Origin of the sequence: Streptomyces soli (assembly GCF_003999195.1) — a bacterium.
GTDB classification, from domain to species: Bacteria; Actinomycetota; Actinomycetes; order Streptomycetales; family Streptomycetaceae; genus Actinacidiphila; species Actinacidiphila soli.
Genome location: NZ_RJVR01000356.1, coordinates 11,999 through 34,721, shown reverse-complemented (window position 1 = coordinate 34,721; position 22,723 = coordinate 11,999). Strand labels below are relative to the sequence as shown.

The following is a 22,723-nucleotide window of genomic DNA, read 5'->3' as shown; positions in this document are numbered from 1 at the left end:
CCTCCCGCTGCCGCATCGAACTGCTCGGCCGCACCCCCGAGGCCGACGGCCCGGAGGACCGGGCCACCGCCGCCGCGCGGGACGAGACGGCCCTGCGCGCCGCGCTCGCCGCACGCGGCGGCCGGACCCCCGCGGAGATCCAGCGGGAGACGGCCCTGATCCTGGCACAGCGCGAAGTCGGCGCCACCATCGAGCGATTGACCAGCCTGGGCAGCCAAGTGCGCTACCGCTCGGTGGACTTCCGTGAGCCCGACGCGGTGCTCCAGGCCGTGAAGGAGATCCACGCCGAGCACGGGCGGCTGGACGGCGTCGTCTACGCCGCAGGTGTCATCGAGGACCGCCTGATCGAGGAGAAGTCGACCGAGTCCTTCCAGCGAGTCTTCGGTACGAAGGCGGACGGCGCGAGCGCCCTGCTGGACGCCCTGGAAGAACTGGAACTGCCCGGCGGCCCCGGCTTCACCGTCCTCTTCGGCAGCATCTCCGCCGCGCTTGGCAACCGTGGCCAGTCGGATTACGCAGCCGCCAACGACGCGCTCGAAGCCCTCGGCGCAAGCTGGCAGGGCCGCACCGGCCGCCGGGCGCTCACCGTGCACTGGGGCCCCTGGGCCCCGACCGGGACGTACGGCGGCGGCATGGTCACCCCGGAGCTCGGTCGCGAGTACGCCCGGCGCGGCATCAAACTCATCGACCCCGAGGAGGGCACCCTCGCCCTGCTGCGCGAACTGGCGTACGGCGACGAGTCGGCCGGTGCCGTTGTCTACACGGCCTCGGGCTGGTGACCGCGCCCATGACCGCCACCGGCGGACAACAGCCTCCGGTCGCCATCGTCGGGATGGCCGTGCTGCTGCCTGGCGCTCCTGGACTGGAGGCCTACTGGCGGAACCTGACAGCCGGCCGGGACGCCGTCACCGACGTCCCGGCGGGGCGGTGGGACGCCGACTACTACCACCCCCGACCGGACGGCGGCGGCGGTCCGGCCGCCCCCGACCGGGTGTACTGCCGGCGCGGCGGATTCGTGGACGAGCTCGCCGAGGTGGACGTCACCCGGTACGGGATCATGCCCTCCTCGGTGTCCGGCACCGAGCCCGACCAGCTGATCGCCCTCAAGGTGGCCGCCGCCGCCATCGCCGACGCGGGCGGCGAGGAACGGCTGCCCGACCGGCACCGGGTCGGCGTCGTGCTCGGCCGGGGCGGCTACCTCACCCCCGGACTCGTACGGCTCGATCAGCGGGTCCGTACGGCCCACCAGCTCGTACGCACCCTGGGCGAACTGCTGCCCGATCTCGGCGCCGACCAACTGGAGCGGGTCCGGGTCGCCTTCACCGACCGGCTCGGCCCCGACCGCCCCGAGACCGCCATCGGGCTGGTGCCCAACCTCGCCGCCTCACGGGTGGCCAACCGGCTCGACCTGCGAGGCCCCGCCTACACCGTGGACGCCGCCTGCGCGTCGTCGCTCGTCGCGGTCGACCAGGCGGTGGCCGAACTGGCCTCGGGCCGCTGCGACCTGATGCTCGCGGGCGGCGTGCACCACTGCCACGACATCACGCTGTGGAGTGTCTTCTCGCAGCTCGGCGCGCTGTCCCCGAGCCAGCGCATCCGGCCCTTCCACCGGAACGCGGACGGCATCCTGATCGGCGAGGGCACCGGCGTCGTGGCGCTCAAGCGGCTGGCCGACGCCGAGCGCGACGGGGACCGGATCTACGCGGTGATCCGCGGCACCGGCGTCGCCAGCGACGGTCGCACCGCCGCCCTGGCCAGCCCGGACCCCGGGGGCCAGACCCGCGCAGTACGACAGGCATGGCAGGCGGCCGGACTCGACCCGCGCGAGCCGGGGTCGATCGGGCTGCTGGAAGCCCACGGCACCGCCACCCCCGCCGGGGACACGGCCGAACTGGCCACTCTGGCCGAGGTGTTCGGTTGCGACGGTGACGCCGTGATCGGGTCCGTCAAATCGATGATCGGCCACACCATGCCGACCGCAGGCGTGGCCGGGCTGGTCAAGGCCGCTCTGGCGGTCCACCACGGCATGCTGCTGCCCACCCTCCACTGTGACGACCCGCACCCGGCGCTGGAGGCGACCCGCTTCCGTACGATCGACAAGGCGGCGCCCTGGGACGCGCCGGTGTGCCGGGCGGCGGTGAACGCCTTCGGCTTCGGTGGCATCAACGCCCATGTGGTGCTGGAGCAGGCGCCGTCGGCGGTGCCTGCCACACGCAGAGCCACGGTGACCGAGCCGGAACGCGTCCTGGCCCTGGCCGCCGACACCCCGGAGCGGCTCGCCCAACTGCTCGCGGCGGACGACTCGGCGGTGCTGGCCAGAGCGACCGGCGGCACCGGCGGCGCCGGCCGTACCAGGCTCGGCATCGTCGACCCGACGGCGAAGCGACTGGCGCTGGCCCGGCGCATGGTGGCCAAGGGCCGTCCCTGGCGCGGCCGGAACGACATCTGGTTCGCGCCGACCCCACTACTGGGCGCGGGCTCCCCGGGAAAGGTGGCCTTCGTCTTCCCAGGCCTGGAGGGCGAGTTCGAGCCCCGGACCGAGGGGATCGCCGAGTACTTCGACCTGGCCCGGCCCACCGGTGAGCGGGCGGCGCGGGTCGGCGACATCGGCCGGCACGGTGTCAGCGTCTTCGGCATCGGCAGCCTCCTCGACGCCGCGCTGCGGCGCATGGGGATCGCGCCGGACGCTGTCGCCGGGCACAGCCTCGGCGAGTGGACCGCGATGGCAGCCGGCGGCCTCTACTCCGCTGCCGACACCGACGACTTCCTCGACTCCTTCGACCCGGACGCGCTGCGCGTGCCCGGCCTGGCCTCCGCCGTGCTCGGCGCCTCCGCCGAGCGGGTGCAAGCCGTGCTGGAGGAGCGTCCGGACGAGCAGGTCGTACTCTCCCACGACAACGCGCCGAACCAGTCGATGGTCTGCGGACCGCAGGCACTGGTCGAGGAGTTCGTACGGTCCCTGCGCGCCGAGGGCGTCATCGGGCAGGTCCTGCCGTTCCAATCCGGCTTCCACACACCGATGCTGGCCCCCTACCTGGGCCCGATCAGAGCCGCCGCCGACCGGTTCGAGCTGCTGTCGCCAAGCGTCCCCGTCTGGTCGGGCACCACCGCTGCCCCGTTCCCGGCGGACCGGGAGGGCGTCCGCGAACTGTTCGTCCGGCATCTGCTGGAGCCGGTGCGGTTCCGGCTGCTGACAGAGGCCATGTACGAGGCCGGCTTCCGGGCGTTCATCCAGGTCGGCACCGGACAGCTGGGCTCGCTCATCGGCGACACCCTGCATGACCGGGAGCACCTCGCCGTGGCCGCCAACTCCCCGCACCACGACGGCGTCGCCCAGCTGCGCCGGGTCGCCACCGCCCTGTGGGCCGACGGTGCCCAGGTGGACCCGACCCTGCCCCGTCCGACGGCGAAGTCCACGGCGAAGGCCACCGTCACAGCCAAGGCCACAGCCACGGCCGGCGCCCATCCGCCGGTCCGGCTCGACCTCGGTGGCGCGCTGGTCTCCCTGGACGTACGGGAACTGGCCGCGCTGCGCCGCGAACTGGCCCTCCGCACCCCGGCGCCGGCCGTAGCGGAATCGACGGGCTCTGCCCTGGAAACCATGGCGACGCGCTTCCCGGTGGCCGCCGAACTCGACGCGCTGCTGCGCGAGACCGCCGGTACCGCCGCGCAGCTCATCGCGGCAGGCAGCGGCGGCCGGCCGGCGAGGCCGTCGACCCCAGCGAGGCCGGCGACCCCGGTCGCGACCCCACCGGTGCGCTCAACCCCCGTACAGGCACGTCCGCAGGAGGACTACCGCAGCACCCTGCGCGTCTCCACCGACGCCATGCCGTATCTGCTCGACCATTGCTTCTTCCCGCAGCGGCCAGGCTGGCCCGATGAGAAGGACCGGTGGCCGGTGGTCCCGGCCACGACCATCGTGGGGCACCTCATGGACGCGGCGGAGCAGGCCTCACCCGGCACGCGGGCCGTCGCGGTGCACGGGGCCCGGTTCGACCAGTGGGTGACCGCCGCCCCGGCAGTCGAGGTGCCGGTCACCGCGGTGCCGGCCGCCGACCACCCGGACCGGTTCGCCGTCACCTTCGGCCGCGCCGCCCGCGCCACGGTGGAAGTCGCCCCCCGTTACCCGGGCGGCCGCCCGGCGCCCTGGGGTACGGAACCCGCCACCGAGCGTGCTCCCGACCACACCGCGGCCGAGCTCTACAGCGAGCGCTGGATGTTCCACGGCCCGGCGTTCCAGGGCATCACCGAGATCACCGCGATCGGTGAGACTCACGTACGCGGCACGATCACCACACCGGCCGCGCCCGGAGCGCTGCTGGACAACGTCGGACAGCTGCTCGGCTACTGGATCATGGCCACCCGCACCGAAGGGACCGTGGTCTTCCCCGTCGGGATGCGGCAGATGCGCTTCTTCGGGCCGCACCCTCGCCCCGGCGCCGACCTGGAATGCCTGGTCAGGATCGTGTCGCTGACCGATGTCGTACTCGAAGCCGACGTACAGCTCGTCGCGGACGGCGAGGTGTGGGCCGAGATCGCCGGCTGGCAGGACCGCCGCTTCGACAACCACCCGGAGACCAAGCCGGTCGAGCGCTTCCCGGAGCGCAACACGCTGTCCCGGCCACAGCCCGGCGGCTGGGTCCTGCTCCACGAACGCTGGCCGGACCTGGCCTCCCGCGATCTGATCATGCGCAATCATCTCGCCGCCGCCGAGCGCGCCGAGTACGAGAGCCGTCCTCCCCGGGGCCGCAGGCAGTGGCTCCTCGGCCGGATCGCCGCCAAGGACGCCGTACGGCAGTGGCTCTGGGAGCGCGGCGAGGGCCCGGTCTTCCCCGCCGAGATCCAGGTACCGGCCGACGAACACGGCCGCCCGTACGCCGCCGGGCAGTACGGCCGCACCCTGCCGGACCTGGACCTCACCCTGGCGCACCGGGCGGAGGCCGCGGTCGCCCTGGTGACGGCTCGTACCGAGGGCGAGAGCCCCGGCATCGACATCGAGGAGATCACCGACCGCGACGAGGGGACCCTCGCGGTCGCCTTTGGTGAGGCGGAACGGCGGCTTCTCGCCGAGGTGTGCGCCGCGACCGGCGAGCCCGAGGCGCTGTGGGCCACCACCTTCTGGGCGGCGAAGGAAGCCGTGGCGAAGGCCGAGGGCACCGGATTCCTGGGCCGGCCAAGGGACTTCGCCGTGGTGGCGGCCGAACCGGGCGCGCTCGTGGTCGAGGTGGCGGCCGCACCCAGGCGGACTGGCTGGAGTCGCTGCTACCGGACAGCCGGACGGTCATCGTCCCGGGACACGAGCACTCCATCCTGGTCGAGGTTCCCGCGCAGATCCTCGACATCGTCCTGTCCGGCGTCCGGCAGGACACCGAACTCGCGGAGGCCGACGCCCGGTGAGCCGCTTCCTGTTCGTGGTGCCCCCGCTCGTCGGGCACATCAATCCGGCCGTCGGCGTCGTGGCCCAACTCGCCGCCCGCGGCCACCAGGTGGCCTGGGCCGGGATGCCGGAGGTCGTCGCGCCGCTGGCCGGGGACGCAGCGGTGGTCTTCCGCTGCGCCGGGCCGCGGCCTGGCGAGGACGGCGCCGTCCGCCCGCCGGAGCTGCGAGGCGCGGGCGCGCTCAAACTGCTCTACGAGGGCTTCCTCGCGCCGCTCGCCGAGCAGATGGCTCCGGGTGTACGGGCTGCCGCCGAGGAGTTCCGCCCGGATGTGATCGTCGCCGACCAGCAGGCCGTCGCCGGCGGCCTGACCGCCGAGCGGCTGGGCATACCGTGGGCGACCTCGGCCACCACGTCGGCCGAGTTCACCGGCGCGTTCGACGGCATGCCGATGGTCGACGCCTGGATCGACGGGCTCATGGCCGAACTGCGCAGCCGCATCGGCGACCCGGCCGGCACGGCGGACCCCAGGTTCTCCCCGCACCTGGTTCTCGCCTTCACCACCGAGGAACTCGCCGGGCGGCCCTCGCGGGCGGGCGAGCGGATCCGCTACGTCGGCCCGTCGATTGCCGCCCGCCCCTCCGCGCCGGCCTTCCCCTGGGACTGGCTCGACCCGCAGCGCCCCGCCGTCCTGGTCAGCCTCGGCACCGCCAACGCCGACGCCGGGGCGCGCTTCCTTAGCGAGTGCCGCGAGGCCGGGCGCAGCCGCGCCGACCGCCTCCAGATGGTGATCGCCGACCCGGCGGGCTCACTCGGCCCGCGCGCCGTCGACGACCACGACCACGACCACGACCACGACCACGACCACGACCACGACAAGGATGTGCTGGTGCTCCCGCACGTCCCCCAACTGCCCCTGCTGGAGCGGGTCGGCGCCGTCGTCTGCCATGCCGGGCACAACACCGTGTGCGAGGCCCTGTGGCACGGCGTCCCGCTGGTCGTGGCCCCGATCCGCGACGACCAGCCCGTGGTGGCCGGGCAGGTGGTGGACGCCGGGGCGGGCATCCGGGTCAGGTTCGGCAGGGCCACCGCGCCCAAGCTCGGCGAGGCGCTCGACGCCGTACTCCATGAGCCGGGCTACCGGGCCGCGGCCGTCCGCGTCGGGGCGTCCTTCCGCGCTGCCGGGGGCGCCCCTGCGGCCGCCGCCCACCTCGAACAGCTGGCCCTCAAGGAGGAGCAATGAGCGGTTCCACCGAAAGCCCCGAGCGGCAGCCCGCGAAGCCCGGCCGCGCCGAAGCCGTCGCCGCGCTGCGTCCGCGCTATCAGGCCGACCTGGCCCAGGGCACCGAGCGGTTCTTCGAGCCGCGCCGGGAGGACTGCACGTGGTGCGGCTCGGACCGCCTGCGGGAACGTCTGCGTACGGTCGACCGCTTCCAGCACAAGCCGGGCCGCTTCCTCCTCGACCGGTGCGAGGACTGCGGCCACACCTTCCAGAACCCCAGGCTGAGCGCGGAGGGCCTGGAGTTCTACTACCGGGACTTCTACGACGGGCTGGGGGAGAAGAGCCTCGGCGGTGTCTTCGCCGGCCGGCAGGAGATGTACCGGCAGCGCGCCGAGTCCATGACCCCGCACGCGGACGCCCCGAAGAACTGGCTCGACGTCGGCACCGGCCACGGCCACTTCTGCGAGGCAGCCCGCACCGTCTTCCCCGGCACCACCTTCGACGGCCTCGACCTCACCGAGGGCGTCGAACTGGCCGAGCGGGAAGGCCGGGTGGAGCGGGGCTTCCGCGGCAGCTTCGTCGAGTTCGCGGAGGAAATGGCCGAGGGCTACGACGTGGTCAGCATGTTCCACTACCTGGAACACAGCACCGAGCCCCGCAGCGAACTGCGTGCGGCCTGGCAGGCGATCCGCCCCGGCGGCCATCTGCTGATCGAAGTGCCCGACCCCGAGAGCCGCTACGCCCGCCTGCTCGGCCGCTGGTGGCTGCCCTGGCTCCAGCCCCAGCACCTCCACTTCGATTCCGGTGGCCAACCTCCGCCAGCAGTTGGCGAGCCTCGGCTTCACCGTCGTCGCCGAGCAGCACGCCGAACCGCACGACCCGGTCGACCTGCTCGCCGCCGTATGGCTCCTCCTCAACGCGATCGCCCCGCCCGACGACGCCCCCTGGCTGGCGGAACGGCCCAACCGGCTCCGCCGCGTCCTGCGCTCCGCCGTACTGCTGGCCGGCGTCCCCGCGCTCATCGCCGGCACCCTGCTGGACCGGCTGCTGGTGAAGCCGATGGCAGGCCGCTGGGGGCTGGCCAACGCCTATCGGGTACTGGCCCGGCGGGACTGACCGCCGGGGAGGCACCTGGCGGCGACAGCGATGCGTACAGGCCGCTCCGGTGCCATGCTGGAGGTGAAACACGGAGGTCACGATGGGTTTCTACGCAGAACGAATCGTGCCCCGGATCGTCAACGTCGCCTGCGGGATGAAGACAGCCGAGCCGCTACGACGCCGCGTCTGCGAGGGCCTGGAAGGCGAGATCATCGAGCTCGGATTCGGTTCCGGGCACAATGTGCCCTTCTACCCGGCGGCCGTCACCGGCGTGGCCGCCGTCGAGCCGTCCGACCTCGGATGGAAGCTCGCCGAACAACGCATCAGGGCGTCGAACATCCCGGTGCGGCGCGCCGCACCGGACGGTCAGTCGCTGCCGTTCGGGGACGACACCTTCGATGCCGCCCTGTCCACCTGGACGCTGTGCACCATCCCCGACGCCGGCGCCGCCCTGCGCGAGGTGCGGCGCGTCCTCAAGCCCGGAGGGACCCTGCATTTCCTCGAGCACGGGCTGGCCCCCGAAGAGGACGAGAACATCCGCCGCTGGCAACGACGCCTCGACCCCTTGGAGCAACGACTCTTCGACGGATGCCACCTCACCCGGCCGATCGTCGCCATGCTGACGCGCGCCGGCTTCACCATCACCGACCTCGACGTCTTCTACGAAGAGGGCGCACCGAAGCCGATCGGTGCCGACTCCCTCGGCGTCGCCCTGCCGACCTAGCGCCTAGGTGATGACGACCGGCAGGGATGTCAGGCCACGCCTGAGCCGCGTGTGGCGCCACTGGAGTTCTTCGGCGGGCACCGCGAGACGCAGCCGGTCGCCGAGGTCGAACAGCGAGCCGAGCGCGATCTCGGCTTCTGCCCTGGCCAGGGGAGCGCCGAGGCAACGGCGGATGCCGTGGTCGAAGGCGAGGTGGCTACGTCCAACTCTCGGCGCTCGATGAGGGGTTATGCCGGGGTTGTTGCGCCCGCTTTTCCCCGAGGTGTTGCGAGTCGGAGCTTCCGACGCTCGATCACCGCAGGTGGATGCGACGGCGCTTGGGCTTGTTCGTGTCCTCGGGCAGATCCATTGACCGGGGCGGAGGTGCTCGCTACGTTAGAAATCGTTTTCTGAATGCAGTAGTCGACCCAGCCCCGAAGCCTGAACTCCGAACTCCCCAGGAGCGACGCCCGATGGCCGACCGACTCACCGCGCTCTTCGCCATGGACCCCCGGCACCTGCCCGGGCTCTTCCCGCCCGACGTGCTGAGCCGCCTGCGGACCGTGGTGGACGTCGACCCCGCGCTGGTCGTCCAGAACTTCGGCGACCCGGCGCTGGCCGCGGTGCTGGCCGACACCGAGGTACTCCTCACGGGGTGGGGATGCCCGCCCCTGGACTCGGCCGCACTGGCCGCCGCACCCCGGCTGCGTGCCGTGATCCACGCGGCCGGCAGCGTCCGCGGGCTGGTCACGGACGACTGCTGGCAGCGTGGCCTGCTGGTCTCCTCCGCCGCCGAGGCCAACGCCGTGCCGGTCGCCGAGTACACCTTGGCTGCGATCCTGCTGGCCGGAAAGGACGCCTTCGGCCGGCGCGAGCGCTACCGGGCCGACCACCGCCACCCGGGTCCCGCCGAAGTCGCCGGCATCGGCAACCTGGGCCGCCGGGTGGGCATCATCGGCGCGTCCCGGGTCGGCCGCCGGGTCCTGGAGCTGCTGCGGCCCATGGACCTCTCGCCCGTCCTGTTCGATCCCTGGGCGGACGACGAGGCCGCGGCCCGGCTGGGCGCGGAGCCGCTTCCCCTCGACGACCTGCTCAGCAGCTGCGGCATCGTCAGCCTGCACGCCCCCGACCTGCCCGCCACCCGCCACATGCTGGACCGCCGCCGCCTGGCGCTCATCCCCGACGGGGGCGTCCTCATCAACACCTCGCGAGGCGGCCTGATCGACCAGAAGGCGCTCACCGACGAACTGGTCAGCGGCCGGATCAGCGCGATCCTGGACGTAACCGAGCCCGAACCGCTGCCGCCCTCCTCCCCGCTGTACCGGCTGCCCAACGTCTTCCTCACCCCGCACATCGCCGGCTCCCTCGGCAACGAGCTGGAACGGCTCGGCCGAACCGCCGTGGAGGAGCTGGAACGCCTGTGCGGCGGGCTTCCGCTGGCCCATCAGGTCAACCGCGCCGACCTGACGCGGGTCGCCTGACCATGCCTCACCGCCCGGGCCCGCCGGTCCGGCCACATAGCATGGCCTCCGAACGGGATCCGAGCGCCGACGACGGAGCGTGTCCGCCGCACCAGGACGGACCGGCCACAGGAGAGAGCAGCATGCCCAAGCGCGCCCCCCGTCACGGCGACGCGACCGTTGCGGCTGATCCCGGACCCTCCGAATCCCAAACCGAATCAGGAAGCGGCAGCGGCAGGATCAAGCGCGGCACCATCAAAGAGGTGGCGGCCCGCGCCGGCGTTTTCGGCCGCCGTCCACCGCTGAGGCCTTCGTACGTCTTCCCGTCAGGTGGGGCTTGGCTCTTCCAGATTGGCTCACCGCCTTCAACGGCAAGCAGCTCGGCAGCCTCCTGGTTTAGAGACGTGATCTGGTTACCGATCAGGCGTCGTGCCTGACCGCTGGCCTCCTTCATCTTGCCGGTACTGGTGCTGGCAGCTGCGGTGGCCAGCACGATCTGGACCGCACCAAGCTCTTGGAGCGTTTCGTCGTGCAACTCACGGGCCCAGCGCCGCCGCTCTCGTTCTTCTCCATCTCGACGGGCCTGGCTCCATTCCCGATCAAGACTGCGGCGGCGCAGAGTTGAACGGCGTCCGATCGCGACCGCGAAGGCGATCAGCGTGAGCGGCACGAGGTGCAGACCGTTGAGAAGCGGCGCATCCATGTAGCGGATCAGGAGCGCCACGGCGATCACGAGCGACATCCCACTGATGATCACAAGCCACGGCCGTCGGGCTTCGGTACTCAGGGGTGCGGCAGCCAGGAAGAGGACGGCAGCAGCCAGGGAGAGAGCGAATTCGGAGCCCAGTGAGTGGTCTACGACCTCAAACGTTAGTGCGGTCAGGAGCAGGAGTGTGCCGGCGGCCTCTACCAGGACGCCGGCACGCGTGCGCGGCGAGTCGTTCACGCCAGCATTCCGCGTTCTCGCGCTGCGGTGATCAGGTCTGCCTTGCTCTCGGCCCCAAGCTTGTTGCGGATCCTGGCCCGGTGCGTCTCCACCGTCCGAACGGATACATGCAGGCGGTCCGCGATCTCCTGATTGGTGTGGCCCAGGACGAGCAGGGACAGCACCTCCCCCTCACGGACAGTCAATGCGCCGTCGGCTGCTGCGCCGGGTGTGTCGAGGGCGGCGACGGCCAGGCGGGCGCCCAAGGAGGGTTGGACGTAGCTGGCTCCTGCGGCGACCTGGCGAGTGGCTCCCAGGAGCTCCTCCGCGGCGGCTTCCTTCAGCAGGTAGCCCGCCGCGCCGTTCCGCATTGCCTCGCGGGCGAACGCGGGATCTTCCTGCATGGTGAGGACCAGGATTCGTGTGCGTGGCGAGGCTGCCTGCAGTTCAGGGATCGACCCCAGGCTGGACTGACCGGCCAGATTCAGATCGAGGACCAGCACGGACGGGTGGTGCTGCTCTACAGCCCGAAGGGTGTCAGGAAGGGTGGCGCTCTCCGCGACGATGTCAAACGCTGGGTCTTGGGACAGCAGAAGCCGCATGCCGGCGCGGACGACCAGGTGGTCGTCGGCGAGCACGACGGTCACATGCGGCGCAGACTCCCCGTTGATGGCGCGGACGGCATCCATACGACAACCGTAATGCCGGAAATGTCATCCCATGCGATCTCGATCGGATTAGCGGAGACCCCGCAGCTACCGTGCGGTAATGCCGCACGCCCGGCGGGAGTGCCCCGCATGGTGTGACGCGTATCACGTACGCGGATGTGCGGATGAGTGGGGACGACTAAGAGGCGCGCGCGCAGCAGGATCGAAATGGACCAATGCGATGCTTTACCCACAGGGCGGACATCATGACTTCCTGTACCCCCGCTCGTCGGACCACGGTCACCTCCCACAGGCTCTTCCGTGTTTCTCAGACCCTCGCTGCGTCAGCTGTGCCCAAGCTGGCCGACGTGTCCACCGTGGACGTGCTCGACCTCCTGTTCTGCGGCGACAGGCCACCGCTTGGCCCCGTCGGCCGGGGCGATCACCTACGACGGGCTGCATTTTCGAGCGCGCGCGGAGAAGGTGAACGTAGCGCCTGCGCCGTGGGCGATGTGAGCCGGATACCGCCTGCTACCCCTTACTGGCAGAGTCTGCTCGATCTGCGCCCACGCCTCATCCGCCACCTGGACCACGACAGCCAGTGGCTTGCCCTTGACCCCGTACGCGCGCGACTGTTCCGCGAGGCAGGGGCGCATTCCCTGATTGCGCTCCCGTTGACCGTCGGGGGCACAGTTCTCGGCCTGTGGGTCCTGTACCGGGAGGCCGACTCGGCGCCGTTCGACGAACGCGACCTGCGGGAAGCCAAGCGGCTCGCGGAGCATGCTGCACTTAGCCTGGACGTCGTTCGCCGCCAGATCCAGGTGCGCTCTCTCTCCCGGCTTGTGCTGGGTTCCCGGCTGAATGAGGAGCTTCCGTCGGTCAGCGCGCTCGAAGCGTCCCACGGCCATATCCCGGCTGGGGTCTGTGCGGGCTGGTGGTTCGACGTGATCCCCCTGTCCAGCGCGCGGGTGGCCCTGGTGGTGGGCAAGGCAGAAGGGCGGGGCGTTCAGGCTGCGGTCAGCATGAGCCAGTCGAGAGCGGTGATCACCACGCTCGCGGCACTCGACCTGCCGCCCGACGAATTGCTCGCGCGCCTGGACGACGTGGTGATTCGGCTGGTTCGACAACACCCACGCAATCCCCGGGGGGCCGGGACCAGTTGCCTGTACGCGATCTACGACCCTGTCAGCGGACGCTGCGACGCGGCGAGGTCGGGGAACCCCTCCCTGGCGATCGGCCACCCTGACGGCAGTGTCAGCGTCCCCCGCTTCGCCCTTTGTTCCCCCTTGGGTGCCGATGACCAGGCCTTTGAGACCTCTGAGTTCGAGGTACCGCCGGGGAGCACGCTGGTTTTGTGCGACGCCAATACCCAGGCACCGCTCCCACGTTCTGACGGGACCACGGAACGGCTCCACGAGGCGTTGTCCAGATCCTCATCGGACTTGCCACGACTTGTCGCCGACGTCCTGGGCGACCTCCCCTCGGACCGCCAGCCGATCCTCCTCCTGACCTGCCCACGGGCGCTGGAGGCCGACTGCGTCGCCACCATGACCCTGCCACCCGACCCCGCCGCTGTGGCCGCGGCTCGTGCCTGGGCCAGCCGGCAGTTGGTGACATGGAAGCTCGAGGACTTGGCCGACAGCACAGTCCTGGTCGTCAGCGAACTCGTCACGAACGCCATGCGCTACGCCAACGGCCCTATAGATATGCGCCTGATCCGGGACGAGCACACGCTCATCTGCGAGGTATCCGACACCTGTAGCTCGGGCCCCCACAGGCGCCGACCGGCAGAGACCGACGAAGGCGGCCGAGGTCTGTCCATCGTCACCCAGCTCACCCAGCGCCGGGGGACGCGCTATGCCGCCTCGGGCAAGACGGTCTGGACCGAGCAATCCCTGCCTGCGTAACGGCGGGGGCTGATCTCGTGATGCGGGAGCAATCGTCTGACCGACGGTCCCGGCTACATGTCGGGGCCGAGGAGTCCCTCAAGGGCAGCTGCGGAAATTGCGTCGGCGTGCTCCTCATCGAGGGGCGCGTGTCCGCTCATCAGCCGGAAGACGAGCGGGCCGAAGAGGATGCCGGTCGCGGTTTCCGTGCTGATTCCGTCAAGAGCCTGCCCTGGGCGACGAGCCGGTGCCAGAGCAGGCCTTTCAGCGTCACAGAAGATCGCGGATATCGCGTCCTGGCAGCTGCGGCCGGGCCTGAAGTCATAGGACGTCGGCTCGAACCGGGCTTCCCACTCGGGCTCCAGAGGAGCGTTCTTCACGCGGGCCTGAGGGACCCGGTCAGGATGATCGGATGCCGAGTGGGCGCTGACTGCCGTGGCTCTTGGGGATGAACACACGCTTGACCGGTTCGGCCTTCCAGGGCACCGATGGATCTCGGCCGGCAGCTTGCCGCCCTCGCCACTGGGGCTAGGGGGGCACGCTGCCCGTCGATGCCGGCGGTGCCCGTCGCGGTTGCGGCCCCTGGCTACTTGCGGGGTCGCGGGTCCGCCGGTGTGTACAGCGCTTTACGCAGGGCGGCAGTGGTCTGGGCGACTGCCTGCTTGTGGGCCCGGGTGCCGGCCAGGGAGTTGAGCATCATGAAGTCGTGGGTGATACCGCTGTAGTGGGAGGCGGTGACCGGGACGCCGGCGGAGCGCAGTTTCGCGGCGTAGGCGCGGGCGGCGTCCAAGAGCACATCGGAGTCGGTGATCAGCAGCGCAGGGGGCAGGCCGCGCAGCTGGCTGACGGTGGCGCGCAGGGGAGAGGCCAGCGGATTGCTGCGGTCGGCGTGGTGGGGCGCGTAGGCGTCCCAGAACCACTTCATGGCCGGGCGGCTGAGCCAGCAGTTCTCGGCGAAGCGGTTGTACGAGGGGGTGCTGAAGTTGGCGTCGGTGACCGGGTAGAGCATGACCTGCTGCCGGAAGTGGGGGCCTCCGCGCTGCTTGGCCATGAGGGTGACCGCTGCGGTCATGTCGCCGCCGACGGAGTCTCCGGCCACGGCCAGACGCTTGGAGTCGACGCCGATCTCGCGGCCGTGGTGGGCCACCCACTTGGCGACGGTGTAAGCCTGCTCGATGGGGACGGGGAAGTGTGCCTTGGGGGAGGGGGTGTAGTTGACGAAGATGACGGTGGCGCGGGATCCGTTGGCGATCTGCCGGACGAGGCGATCGTGCGTCTTGGCGTTGCCCAGGACCCAGCCACCGCCGTGGATGTACACGATGCCGGGCAGGTCTTCCTTGATGCCCTTCGGCCGGACGATGCGGATGGACACTGGGCCGGTGGGGCCTCCCGGGACGGTCCGCTCGCTGATCTGGGCGGGGAGCTTGGCAACGGGGCCCGATTGCAGCTTGTCCAGCACCTGTCGGGCGGTCTTGTACGACAGCTTGTAGAGCGGAGTGCCGTCGGCGGCCGCGAGCTGGTTGAGGAAGTCCTGGTCGAGCTTTTCCAGCTTCGCCGGCGGCTTGCCGCACGGCACGTACTTGGCCGGCATCCCGTCGGCCACGGCGGCCGGGGCCCGGTCGTCGCTACTGGCGGCGCGGTCGCTGTGGCCGGCGCAGGCGCCGAGCCCCACTGTCGTGGTCGTCAGGAGGGCGGCCGCGATGCCGTAGCGGGTCCTGCGGGCTATGGGCAGTCGTCGCGAGGAGTTCATTGCTGCGGATTCCCAACGTGATCGAAGGTCCCCCACGCCAGCGTGCTGGGGCGGGGGACCCCCGACAAGCCGGGATAGCCCGGTAGAGTGCCGCGGCTGGTGCCCGGCGTCTGCGTCGGAGACGTCTCTCCAGCCATGGCTCGTACTGTAGGTGCAGGCTGCTTGCAGCGGTACGGCCATGGGTTCAGCGCCGGCCGGCCCGGTCGGCGACGAGGCGGTCGGCGAGCTTGCACAGGCGGCGTACGGTGCGGTCCTCGGTCGCGACGGGCGCGGCCGGGCAGAGCGCGGTGCGGTCGTAGTAGCCGCCGGGAACCAGCTCGGTCGCCGGGTCGCACAGGCGCACCACGCGGGCGGCGTCTTGGGCGGCGGGCTCGCCCTCGTATGCGTACAGCGGCGGCAGTGTGGTCTCGCAGATGCCGGGGTGGACGCTGACGACCGTGCACCCGGTGGGGGCTTCGGCGCGGGCGAAGACGGTGAGGGAGAGCTGTGACTGGGCGTAGGCGGTGTGCCGGGAGTGGCGGCGGGCGCGGTTGAGGTCGTTCCAGGAGATGGAGGCGGTGCGGTGCATCGCGGAATAAACGTTGACCACTCGGCTGCCCGAGCGCACGGTCAGCGGTCCGGCCAGGGCGCGGGTGAGCAGGTAGGCGGCCAGGAAGTTGACCTGGAGGGAGAGTTCGTGGCCGTCGGCGGTGCGGGGACCGCCTGAGCTACTCCAGGCCGGAGGCCCGGAACACCGCCTGGGCCTCCGTACCGTCGATCCGCTCGCTCAGCCGCCGCAGTACGTCCGTCCCGGAACGCAGAGTGCCGCGTTCGCGGGACCGGCGGATGCCCGCGTCCACCTCGTGCCAGATCAACGCATTGCCGACCAGGACCCGCGGATCGAGCTCCAGCCAGCGGCCGGCGGCGTCCCGCAGGAGCAGATGGGCCGAGATGCCCTCGTACTGACGAACCTCGACCAGGGCATCGGTGCGCACCCGGCGCTCGCGCACCAGACCCCGTACCGCCAGCCACCCCTCGCCGACGCTCACCCGGGGCGGCAGCAGGACGACAAGGGCCAGAAGGGCCAGCCCGGTCCACAGGCCGGCACGCGGCAGGGTGAGAGTGCCGGCGCCCTGGTCGATCAGCATGGCCAGCGCGTAGAAGGCGAGGGCGCACCGGATCGCGTACCGGGCGTCGCCGCGCCAGTGGCGGTCGCCGGCCAAGCCCTTGCCCGATGGCGGCCCCGGGTGCTGCCGGTTGCGCGCCGAGGCGGATCGGGCACTTCGCGATTCCATGGGTCTGACGCTAGGTGCGCCGCATCTCCGTGACCCCGTTCCTGACACTTCCCTGACGCCGTGCTCCGCCGTCTTGGCGCGTCCTTGACGCCGGAGCCGTCCGCGCCGCCGGTACTGCTAGTACAGCCCTTCGGCCAGCGGGCCGAGGGACAGGGCCGGCAGGAAGTTGAGCAGTGCCAGGACGAGGGCGGCTCCGGTGGCCAGGACGACGAAGTTGACGCCGTGGGCGCGGAGGGTGCCGACGGTGACGACGCCTGGCTGCTGTATGGCCAGTCGGCCGGCCAACGCCAGGACGAAGACGATGGGGACATAGCGGCCGATCAGCATGGCGGCGACCATGAGCAGGTTGTGGAAGTCGGTGGCGCCGTTGAAACCCGCCATGGCGCTGCCGTTGCTGTTGACGTTGCTGGTGTAGGCGTAGATCAGCTCGCTGAGGCCGTGCGGGCCGGCGTTGCCCATGGACGACCGGCCCTGCGGCAGGGCCACCGCGATCGCCGAGCAGGCCAGGATCGCGGTGGGCGCGACCAGGGCGTACAGGACGACGTACCGCATCTCGGCGAAGCCGATCCGTTTGCGCAGGTACTCGGGCGTGCGGCCGATCATGAGCCCGCCGATGAAGACGGCGATCATGACGGCCATGAGCAGGCCGTACAGACCGCTGCCGGTGCCGCCGGGGGCGATCTCGCCGAGCATCATCGCGGCCATGAGCACACCGCCGCCGAGGCTGGAGAAGCTGTCGTACGAGGCGTTGGCGGCGCCGTCGGCGGAGCCGGTGGCCGAGATGCCGAACAGGGTGCTGCCGGGGACGCCGAAGCGGGTCTCGGTGCCCTCCGTCTGCCCGCCGACCGCGGCCGTGACCGTGCCGGTGTGGGCGCTCTGCGCCAGCGAGCCGGCGGCGAGCAGCAGGCCGAAGAGGATGCCGACGACGGCGAGGAGCGTCCAGCTCTGCTTCAGGCTGCCGATCATGCGGCCGTAGGTGCGGATGAAGGCGGTCGGGATGAGCAGCATCAGCACGATCTCGATGGTGTTGGTCCAGGCCGAGGGGTTCTCGTACGGGTGCGCGCTGTTGGCGTTGAAGATGCCTCCGCCGTCGCCCGAGAACAGCTTCAGGGGTTCCCAGGAGCCCGCCGGGCCGCCGATCAGCGTCTGGTGGCCGCCGGCCACGGTGGTGACGGTGTGCGCTGCGCCGAGGTTCTGCTCGACGCCGAGCGCGATGAGCACCAGACCTGAGACGACCGCGAGGGGCAGCATGACGCGGAAGATCGTACGGATCAGGTCGACCCAGAAGTTGCCGAGGTCGGTCGTCGAGCGCCGGACCAGGCCGCGGATGAGGGCGAGGGCGGCGCAGATGCCGACGGCGCCGGAGGCGAAGGCCTGGGTGCCCAGGCCTGCCATGACGGCGAGGTGGCCGGTGGTGGACTCGCCGGCGTAATTCTGCCAGCTGGTGTTGGTGGTGAAGCTGACGGCCGTGTGGAGGGCGAGCTGCCACGGCATGCCGGCGTGGCCGAGCGACCAGGGCAGGGGGCCCTGGAGGGTGAAGAGGACGAAGAGCGCCGCGATGCTCATGGCGGAGAAGGCCAGCAGCGCCACCAGGTAGTGCCGCCAGGTCTGTTCCTTGTCCGGGTTGATGCCGCACAACCGGTACAGGGCCTTCTCGCCCCGCCAGTGTCTGCCGCCGTCGAGCATGCGCGCCATGTAGTCGCCCAGCGGGACGTGGAGCCCCACGACGACGGCGATGACGATCGTTGCCTGGATCCAGGCCGCCATGGTCAGGCTCCCTGCTTCGGGTTCTGGTAGGTGCGGTCGAGGGCCAGGTTGAGCTCCACGACATTGACGGTCGGCTCGCCGAGCACGTCGAGGGCGCGCCCGGTGGTGTACTTCTTGATCAACTTCTGGATGCTCGCCTCGCTGGTGCCGCGTTTGCGGGCGACACGCGGGGCCTGCAGCTCGGCGTACGCCGGGCTGATGTCGGGGTCGAGGCCGCTGCCGCTCGCGGTGACCGCGTCGGCCGGCACGACCGGGTGGGCCGGGGCGTTGCCGCGTATGGGCACGGTCACGGTGGCGCTGTAGTCCGCGCCGGGCTTGGCGCAGGTGACGGTGACACCCTGGTACGAGGACAGGAACGGCTTGGCCGGGCAGGCCTGGTTGAGGCTGACGGCGTTGGTGACGCGGCCGCTGGTGCCGCCGTCGTACGTGATGCCGAGGACGGCACCGACCCCGCCGGCCGTGCAGTACGGGCGTGAGCCGTCGACGTGCTCCAGTTCGCCGACCGCCTTGCTGCGCGCGCAGACCTGGGTGAGCAGGCTCTGTTTGCCGGGGGTGTCCACGACGCTTTCGGCACCCTGGTTGCCGGCGCCGGAGGCCGTGGCGTCGTATCCCGTACCGGCGTTGGAGGGCCGGGACTGGAAGTACGTCTTGATCGGGTTGCCCTTGGCGTCGGTGAAGGACTGGCCGATCAGCGAGCTGCCGGCTGTCCTGCCGTCGGCGCCGGTGACGAGGGAACCCTGTGCGCTGTGCCGCAGGCCGGGCACGTGAGCGGCGGCGGTCATAAGCAGTGGATAGGCGAGTCCCACCAGGAGGGTGAGGACGAGGACCACCCGGGCGGCCGCGACGCTCTGGGCGGCCCAGTGAGGGAGTCGTGTCATGGTCAGATCCCCGGTATGAACTGGACGAGGGCCACGTCGATGATCTTGATGGCCAGGAAGGGCACGATGACTCCGCCCAGGCCGTAGACCCAGAGGTTGCGGGTGAGCAGGGCGGAGGCGCTGCTCGGGCGGTAGCGCACGCCGCGCAGGGCGAGCGGGATGAGCGCGACGATGACGACTGCGTTGAAGACGACGGCGGACAGGATCGCGGACATCGGCGAGTGCAGCCGCATGATGTTCAGGGCGTCCAGCCCCGGATACACCGCGCCGAACACGGCCGGCAGGATCGCGAAGTACTTGGCGATGTCGTTGGCTATGGAGAAGGCGGTCAAGGCTCCCCGGGTGATGAGGAGTTGCTTGCCGATCTCCACGATCTCGATGATCTTTGTGGGGTCCGAGTCGAGGTCGACCATGTTGCCGGCCTCCTTGGCGGCCGACGTTCCGGTGTTCATGGCGACGCCGACGTCCGCCTGCGCGAGGGCCGGCGCGTCGTTGGTGCCGTCGCCGGTCATGGCGATGAGATGGCCGCCGGCCTGCTCGCGCTTGATGAGGGTGAGCTTGTCCTCGGGGGTCGCTTCGGCGAGGAAATTGTCGACGCCCGCTTCCTCGGCGATCGCCTTCGCCGTCACCGGGTTGTCGCCGGTGATCATCACCGTACGGATGCCCATGCGGCGCAGTTCGTCGAACCGCTCGCGCAGTCCCGGCTTGACTACGTCCTTGAGATGGACGACGCCGAGCACCTGTGCCGTGCCGTCAGCCCCGGTCTCCGCGACGGCCAGCGGTGTACCGCCGGAGGCCGACACCCGCTCGACCGACTCCTCCAGGGTGGCCGACACCTCACCGCCCTGCTCGCGCACCCACGCGGCGACTGCGGCCGCCGCGCCCTTGCGCAGCCGCCGCCCGTCCGGCAGATCCACCCCCGACATCCGGGTGGTGGCGGTGAACGGCAGCCATTCGGCGCCTTCCAGGGCGTCCGGGGAGGGCAACTGGTAGTGCTCTCGCGCGAATTCGACGATCGAGCGGCCCTCGGGCGTCTCGTCGGCGAGGCTGGACAGCAGCGCGGCCCTGGCCAACCGACCCGCCGGGACGTCCCCGGCCGGCAGGAAGGCGCTCGCCTGCCGGTTGCCGTACGTGATGGTCCCGGTCTTGTCGAGCAGCAAGGTGTTCACATCACCCGCGGCTTCAACGGCACGCCCGGACATGGCCAGCACGTTGCGCTGCACGAGGCGGTCCATCCCGGCGATGCCGATCGCCGATAGCAGCGCGCCGATGGTGGTCGGGATCAAACACACCAGCAGCGACACCAAAACGATGCCGGTGACGCCATTGCCGGTGAGCACCGCCGTGTCGGGCGCCGCCGACATGAAGCCCTTGGAGAAGATAGCCATCGGCTGCAATGTCACGACCGCGACCAGGAAGACAAAGGTCAGCATGACCAGCAGCAGGTTCAGCGCCAGCTCGTTCGGGGTCTTCTGCCGGTTGGCGCCCTCGACCAGGGCGATCATCCGGTCCATGAAGCTGTCGCCTGGTTCCTGCGTGATCCGCACGACGATCCGGTCCGACAGCACTTTGGTGCCACCGGTGACGGCACTGCGGTCGCCGCCCGACTCACGGATCACCGGCGCCGACTCGCCGGTGATCGCAGACTCGTCGACGCTCGCCACGCCCGCGATGACGTCGCCGTCGCCGGGGATCAGCTGCCCGGCCGGCACCGCCACGATGTCCCCGCGCAGCAACTCCGCCGCCGGCACGATCTCTTCGAGATACGAGGACCTGGCCGCCCCCGCTTCCCAGCCGACCAGCCGCAGGGCCGTCGTCTGCTGCCGGGTGCGACGCAGAGAGTCGGCCTGGGCCTTGCCACGGCTCTCGGCGACAGCCTCGGCGAGATTGGCGAAGACCACCGTCAGCCACAGCCAACCGGTGATCAGCCAGCCGAAGAGGCTGGGATGGGCGATCGCGATCCCCGTGGTGAGCGCGGCGCCCACCTCGGTGACGAACATGACGGGATTACGCAGCAGCGTCAGCGGGTTGAGCTTGCGCAGCGCCTCGGGGAGCGCGCGCCACAACTGCTTCGGGTCGAGCATCCCGGCGCCCACCCGGCGCGGCCGTTCGGTATCAGGGGGTCGCACCGGCTGCACGGGAGCCGGTTTGGCCGGCGCGGAGGCGGTCATCAGAAACGCTCCGAGAAGATCAGGGCGAAGGTCAGGGAGCCCACCAGGGCGCACGCGACGATCAGGCCGATGGTGTTCTCGACGCTCATCAGGACCTCGTCCCTGAGTGTCTGCACAGCATGGGAACTCTCTTACGCGATGGAGGCTCCCGGGCAGGCGACAGAAACAGCCCGCCCGGGAGGGCTCGGTGATGGGATGGTGAAGGAGCCGCCGCTACAGGCAGATGTCGCGGCTGCTGATGTCGGCGAGTGATTCGCGGCGTACGAGGACGCGGGCGGTGCCGTGGGTGACGGCGACGACGGGTGGGCGGCCGATCAGGTTGTAGCCGGAGGCCATGGAGAGGTGGTAGGCGCCGGCGACGGGGACGGCGAGGAGGTCGCCGGGGCGGATGTCGTCGGGGAGCAGGACGTCGTCGGCGAGGATGTCGCCGGCTTCGCAGTGCCGGCCGACAACGGTGACCGGGTGTGGTGTGGCGGAGGTGTGGCGGCCGATGAGCGTGGGGGCGTAGCGGACTCCGTACAGTGCGGGGCGGGGGTTGTCGCTCATGCCGCCGTCGACGGCGACGAAGGTGTGGTCGCCAGTGCGTTTGACGGCGAGGACGTGGTAGACGGCCACACCGGCCGGGCCGATGACGGCGCGGCCGGGTTCGATGGTGAGGTGGGGTACGGGTAGTCCGGCCCGGGTGCAGCCGTCGGTGAGTTCGGTGCGTACCCGGGCGGCCAGAGCGGTGATGTCGAGGGCTTCCTCGCCGGGCCGGTAGGCGACGGCGTGTCCGCCGCCGATGTCCAGCTGGGGGAGGGTGATGCCATGTTGCTCGCGTATGCGGGCCATCAGGCCGACCAGCCGTCGGACGGCCAGAACGTACGGCTTGACGGTGGTGACCTGGGAGCCGATGTGGCAGTGCAGGCCCACCAGGTCCAGGTTGGGCTGGTCGAGGATGCGGGTGATGGCGTGTTGGGCGGAGCCGTCGGTGATGGACAGGCCGAACTTCTGGCTGTCGGTGCCGGTGCGGATGGCGGCGTGTCCGCCGGCTGAGATGCCGGGGACGACCCGCACCATGATTTGCTGGCGGGTGCCCACCGGTAGCAGCGCGGCCAGTCGGGCGATCTCGCAGGTGCTGTCGATGACGATGCGCCCGACGCCGAGGCGGATGGCGGTGGCCAGGTCCTGCGGACTCTTGGCGTTGCCGTGCATCACGATCTTTTCCGGCGGGAAGCCGGTGGTGACCGCGAGTTCCAGTTCTCCGGCGGAGCAGACGTCCAGGCCGAGGCCTTCTTCCTGCACCCAGTGGGCGACGGCCCGGCACAGGAACGCTTTGGCGGCGTAGATGACGTCGGCGTCGGGGAACGCGGCGCGGTAGGTGCGGCAGCGTTCCCGGACCTCGTCCTCGTCCAGGACGTACAGCGGGGTGCCGAATCGGTCGGCGGCCTCGGCCAGGGACACCCCGCCGACGGTCACATCGCCGCCGGGGGCAGGCCGGGCGGAACCCGGCCAGACGGAGAACGGGCCGGGCGTGGTCCCAATGGTTTCCGGCGACACAGAGATGGTGGTCATGGCGGTCCCCC

Annotated in this window: 14 protein-coding genes and 3 pseudogenes; 7 read left to right on the top strand and 10 right to left on the bottom strand. The window is 70.9% G+C overall.

Going from position 1 to position 22,723, the window contains the following annotated elements; genetic code table 11:
- The 6 genes and pseudogenes from EFK10_RS43750 to EFK10_RS43715 form a co-directional block, all read left to right on the top strand.
- Nucleotides 1-779, top strand: a 779-nt coding sequence (locus tag EFK10_RS43750) for an SDR family oxidoreductase (RefSeq protein WP_127361196.1), incomplete at its 5' end; no start/stop codon positions are given.
- 8 nt (nucleotides 780-787) lie between these two features.
- Nucleotides 788-5,230: pseudogene (locus EFK10_RS43745) on the top strand (beta-ketoacyl synthase N-terminal-like domain-containing protein); the annotation flags it as partial.
- A gap of 163 nt (nucleotides 5,231-5,393) precedes the next feature.
- On the top strand, nucleotides 5,394-6,620 hold the full coding sequence (locus tag EFK10_RS43735) for a glycosyltransferase (protein ID WP_127361195.1): 1,227 nt from the start codon (nucleotides 5,394-5,396) through the stop codon (nucleotides 6,618-6,620).
- Nucleotides 6,617-7,715, top strand: a pseudogene (locus EFK10_RS43730) (class I SAM-dependent methyltransferase). Before EFK10_RS43735 ends, EFK10_RS43730 begins: the two are co-directional and overlap by 4 nt.
- Before the next feature lie 82 nt (nucleotides 7,716-7,797).
- Nucleotides 7,798-8,421, top strand: coding sequence for a class I SAM-dependent methyltransferase (locus tag EFK10_RS43725; RefSeq protein WP_127361194.1), 624 nt, complete (start codon nucleotides 7,798-7,800; stop codon nucleotides 8,419-8,421).
- Between the two features lie 452 nt (nucleotides 8,422-8,873).
- Nucleotides 8,874-9,881, top strand: coding sequence for a hydroxyacid dehydrogenase (locus EFK10_RS43715; RefSeq protein ID WP_127361193.1), 1,008 nt, complete (start codon nucleotides 8,874-8,876; stop codon nucleotides 9,879-9,881).
- A 142-nt stretch (nucleotides 9,882-10,023) separates the two neighbouring features.
- Here the strand turns inward: EFK10_RS43715 and EFK10_RS43710 are convergent, their stop codons facing one another.
- Both EFK10_RS43710 and EFK10_RS43705 read right to left on the bottom strand, forming a co-directional pair.
- Nucleotides 10,024-10,806: a histidine kinase gene (locus tag EFK10_RS43710; protein WP_127361192.1), complete on the bottom strand. Its 783-nt coding sequence runs from the start codon at nucleotides 10,804-10,806 to the stop codon at nucleotides 10,024-10,026.
- A complete protein-coding gene (locus EFK10_RS43705; protein ID WP_127361191.1) occupies nucleotides 10,803-11,474 on the bottom strand; it encodes a response regulator in 672 nt (223 codons plus the stop codon). The genes EFK10_RS43710 and EFK10_RS43705 overlap by 4 nt, the downstream gene beginning before the upstream one ends.
- Nucleotides 11,475-11,800: 326 nt before the next feature.
- On the opposite strand from EFK10_RS43705, the gene EFK10_RS43700 reads away from it, so the two are divergent.
- Nucleotides 11,801-13,339, top strand: coding sequence for a SpoIIE family protein phosphatase (locus EFK10_RS43700; protein WP_164836415.1), 1,539 nt, complete (start codon nucleotides 11,801-11,803; stop codon nucleotides 13,337-13,339).
- 565 nt (nucleotides 13,340-13,904) lie between these two features.
- Here the strand turns inward: EFK10_RS43700 and EFK10_RS43690 are convergent.
- From EFK10_RS43690 to lysA, 8 genes and pseudogenes are all read right to left on the bottom strand, one after another.
- Nucleotides 13,905-15,068 carry an alpha/beta hydrolase gene (locus EFK10_RS43690; RefSeq protein ID WP_127361189.1) on the bottom strand — a complete coding sequence of 388 codons (1,164 nt, stop codon included), beginning with the start codon at nucleotides 15,066-15,068 and terminating at the stop codon, nucleotides 13,905-13,907.
- A 184-nt stretch (nucleotides 15,069-15,252) separates the two neighbouring features.
- A pseudogene (locus EFK10_RS43685) lies at nucleotides 15,253-15,759 on the bottom strand (SDR family NAD(P)-dependent oxidoreductase); the annotation flags it as partial.
- Nucleotides 15,760-15,775: 16 nt separating this feature from the next.
- Nucleotides 15,776-16,342, bottom strand: a complete 567-nt coding sequence (locus EFK10_RS43680; protein ID WP_322973471.1) for a hypothetical protein — start codon at nucleotides 16,340-16,342, stop codon at nucleotides 15,776-15,778.
- A gap of 117 nt (nucleotides 16,343-16,459) precedes the next feature.
- Nucleotides 16,460-18,109: a potassium-transporting ATPase subunit KdpA gene (gene kdpA / locus EFK10_RS43675; protein WP_127361188.1), complete on the bottom strand. Its 1,650-nt coding sequence runs from the start codon at nucleotides 18,107-18,109 to the stop codon at nucleotides 16,460-16,462.
- Nucleotides 18,110-18,111: 2 nt separating this feature from the next.
- Nucleotides 18,112-18,987: a potassium-transporting ATPase subunit C gene (locus EFK10_RS43670; protein ID WP_127361187.1), complete on the bottom strand. Its 876-nt coding sequence runs from the start codon at nucleotides 18,985-18,987 to the stop codon at nucleotides 18,112-18,114.
- A 2-nt stretch (nucleotides 18,988-18,989) separates the two neighbouring features.
- A complete protein-coding gene (gene kdpB, locus EFK10_RS43665) occupies nucleotides 18,990-21,158 on the bottom strand; it encodes a potassium-transporting ATPase subunit KdpB (protein WP_127361186.1) in 2,169 nt (722 codons plus the stop codon).
- A complete protein-coding gene (locus EFK10_RS43660) occupies nucleotides 21,158-21,274 on the bottom strand; it encodes a potassium-transporting ATPase subunit F (RefSeq protein WP_206305828.1) in 117 nt (38 codons plus the stop codon). Before EFK10_RS43660 ends, kdpB begins: the two co-directional genes overlap by 1 nt.
- A 97-nt stretch (nucleotides 21,275-21,371) precedes the next feature.
- Nucleotides 21,372-22,712 carry a diaminopimelate decarboxylase gene (gene lysA / locus EFK10_RS43655; RefSeq protein WP_127361185.1) on the bottom strand — a complete coding sequence of 447 codons (1,341 nt, stop codon included), beginning with the start codon at nucleotides 22,710-22,712 and terminating at the stop codon, nucleotides 21,372-21,374.
- Nucleotides 22,713-22,723 lie beyond the last annotated feature (11 nt).

Coding starts and splice junctions, on each gene's coding strand:
- kdpB (WP_127361186.1), bottom strand. CDS start 21,158: ATGACCGCCTCCGCGCCGGCCAAACCGGCTCCCGTGCAGCCGGTGCGA.
- EFK10_RS43690 (WP_127361189.1), bottom strand. CDS start 15,068: ATGAACTCCTCGCGACGACTGCCCATAGCCCGCAGGACCCGCTACGGC.
- lysA (WP_127361185.1), bottom strand. CDS start 22,712: ATGACCACCATCTCTGTGTCGCCGGAAACCATTGGGACCACGCCCGGC.
- EFK10_RS43670 (WP_127361187.1), bottom strand. CDS start 18,987: ATGACACGACTCCCTCACTGGGCCGCCCAGAGCGTCGCGGCCGCCCGG.
- EFK10_RS43725 (WP_127361194.1), top strand. CDS start 7,798: ATGGGTTTCTACGCAGAACGAATCGTGCCCCGGATCGTCAACGTCGCC.
- kdpA (WP_127361188.1), bottom strand. CDS start 18,109: ATGGCGGCCTGGATCCAGGCAACGATCGTCATCGCCGTCGTCGTGGGG.
- EFK10_RS43715 (WP_127361193.1), top strand. CDS start 8,874: ATGGCCGACCGACTCACCGCGCTCTTCGCCATGGACCCCCGGCACCTG.
- EFK10_RS43705 (WP_127361191.1), bottom strand. CDS start 11,474: ATGGATGCCGTCCGCGCCATCAACGGGGAGTCTGCGCCGCATGTGACC.
- EFK10_RS43680 (WP_322973471.1), bottom strand. CDS start 16,342: ATGGAATCGCGAAGTGCCCGATCCGCCTCGGCGCGCAACCGGCAGCAC.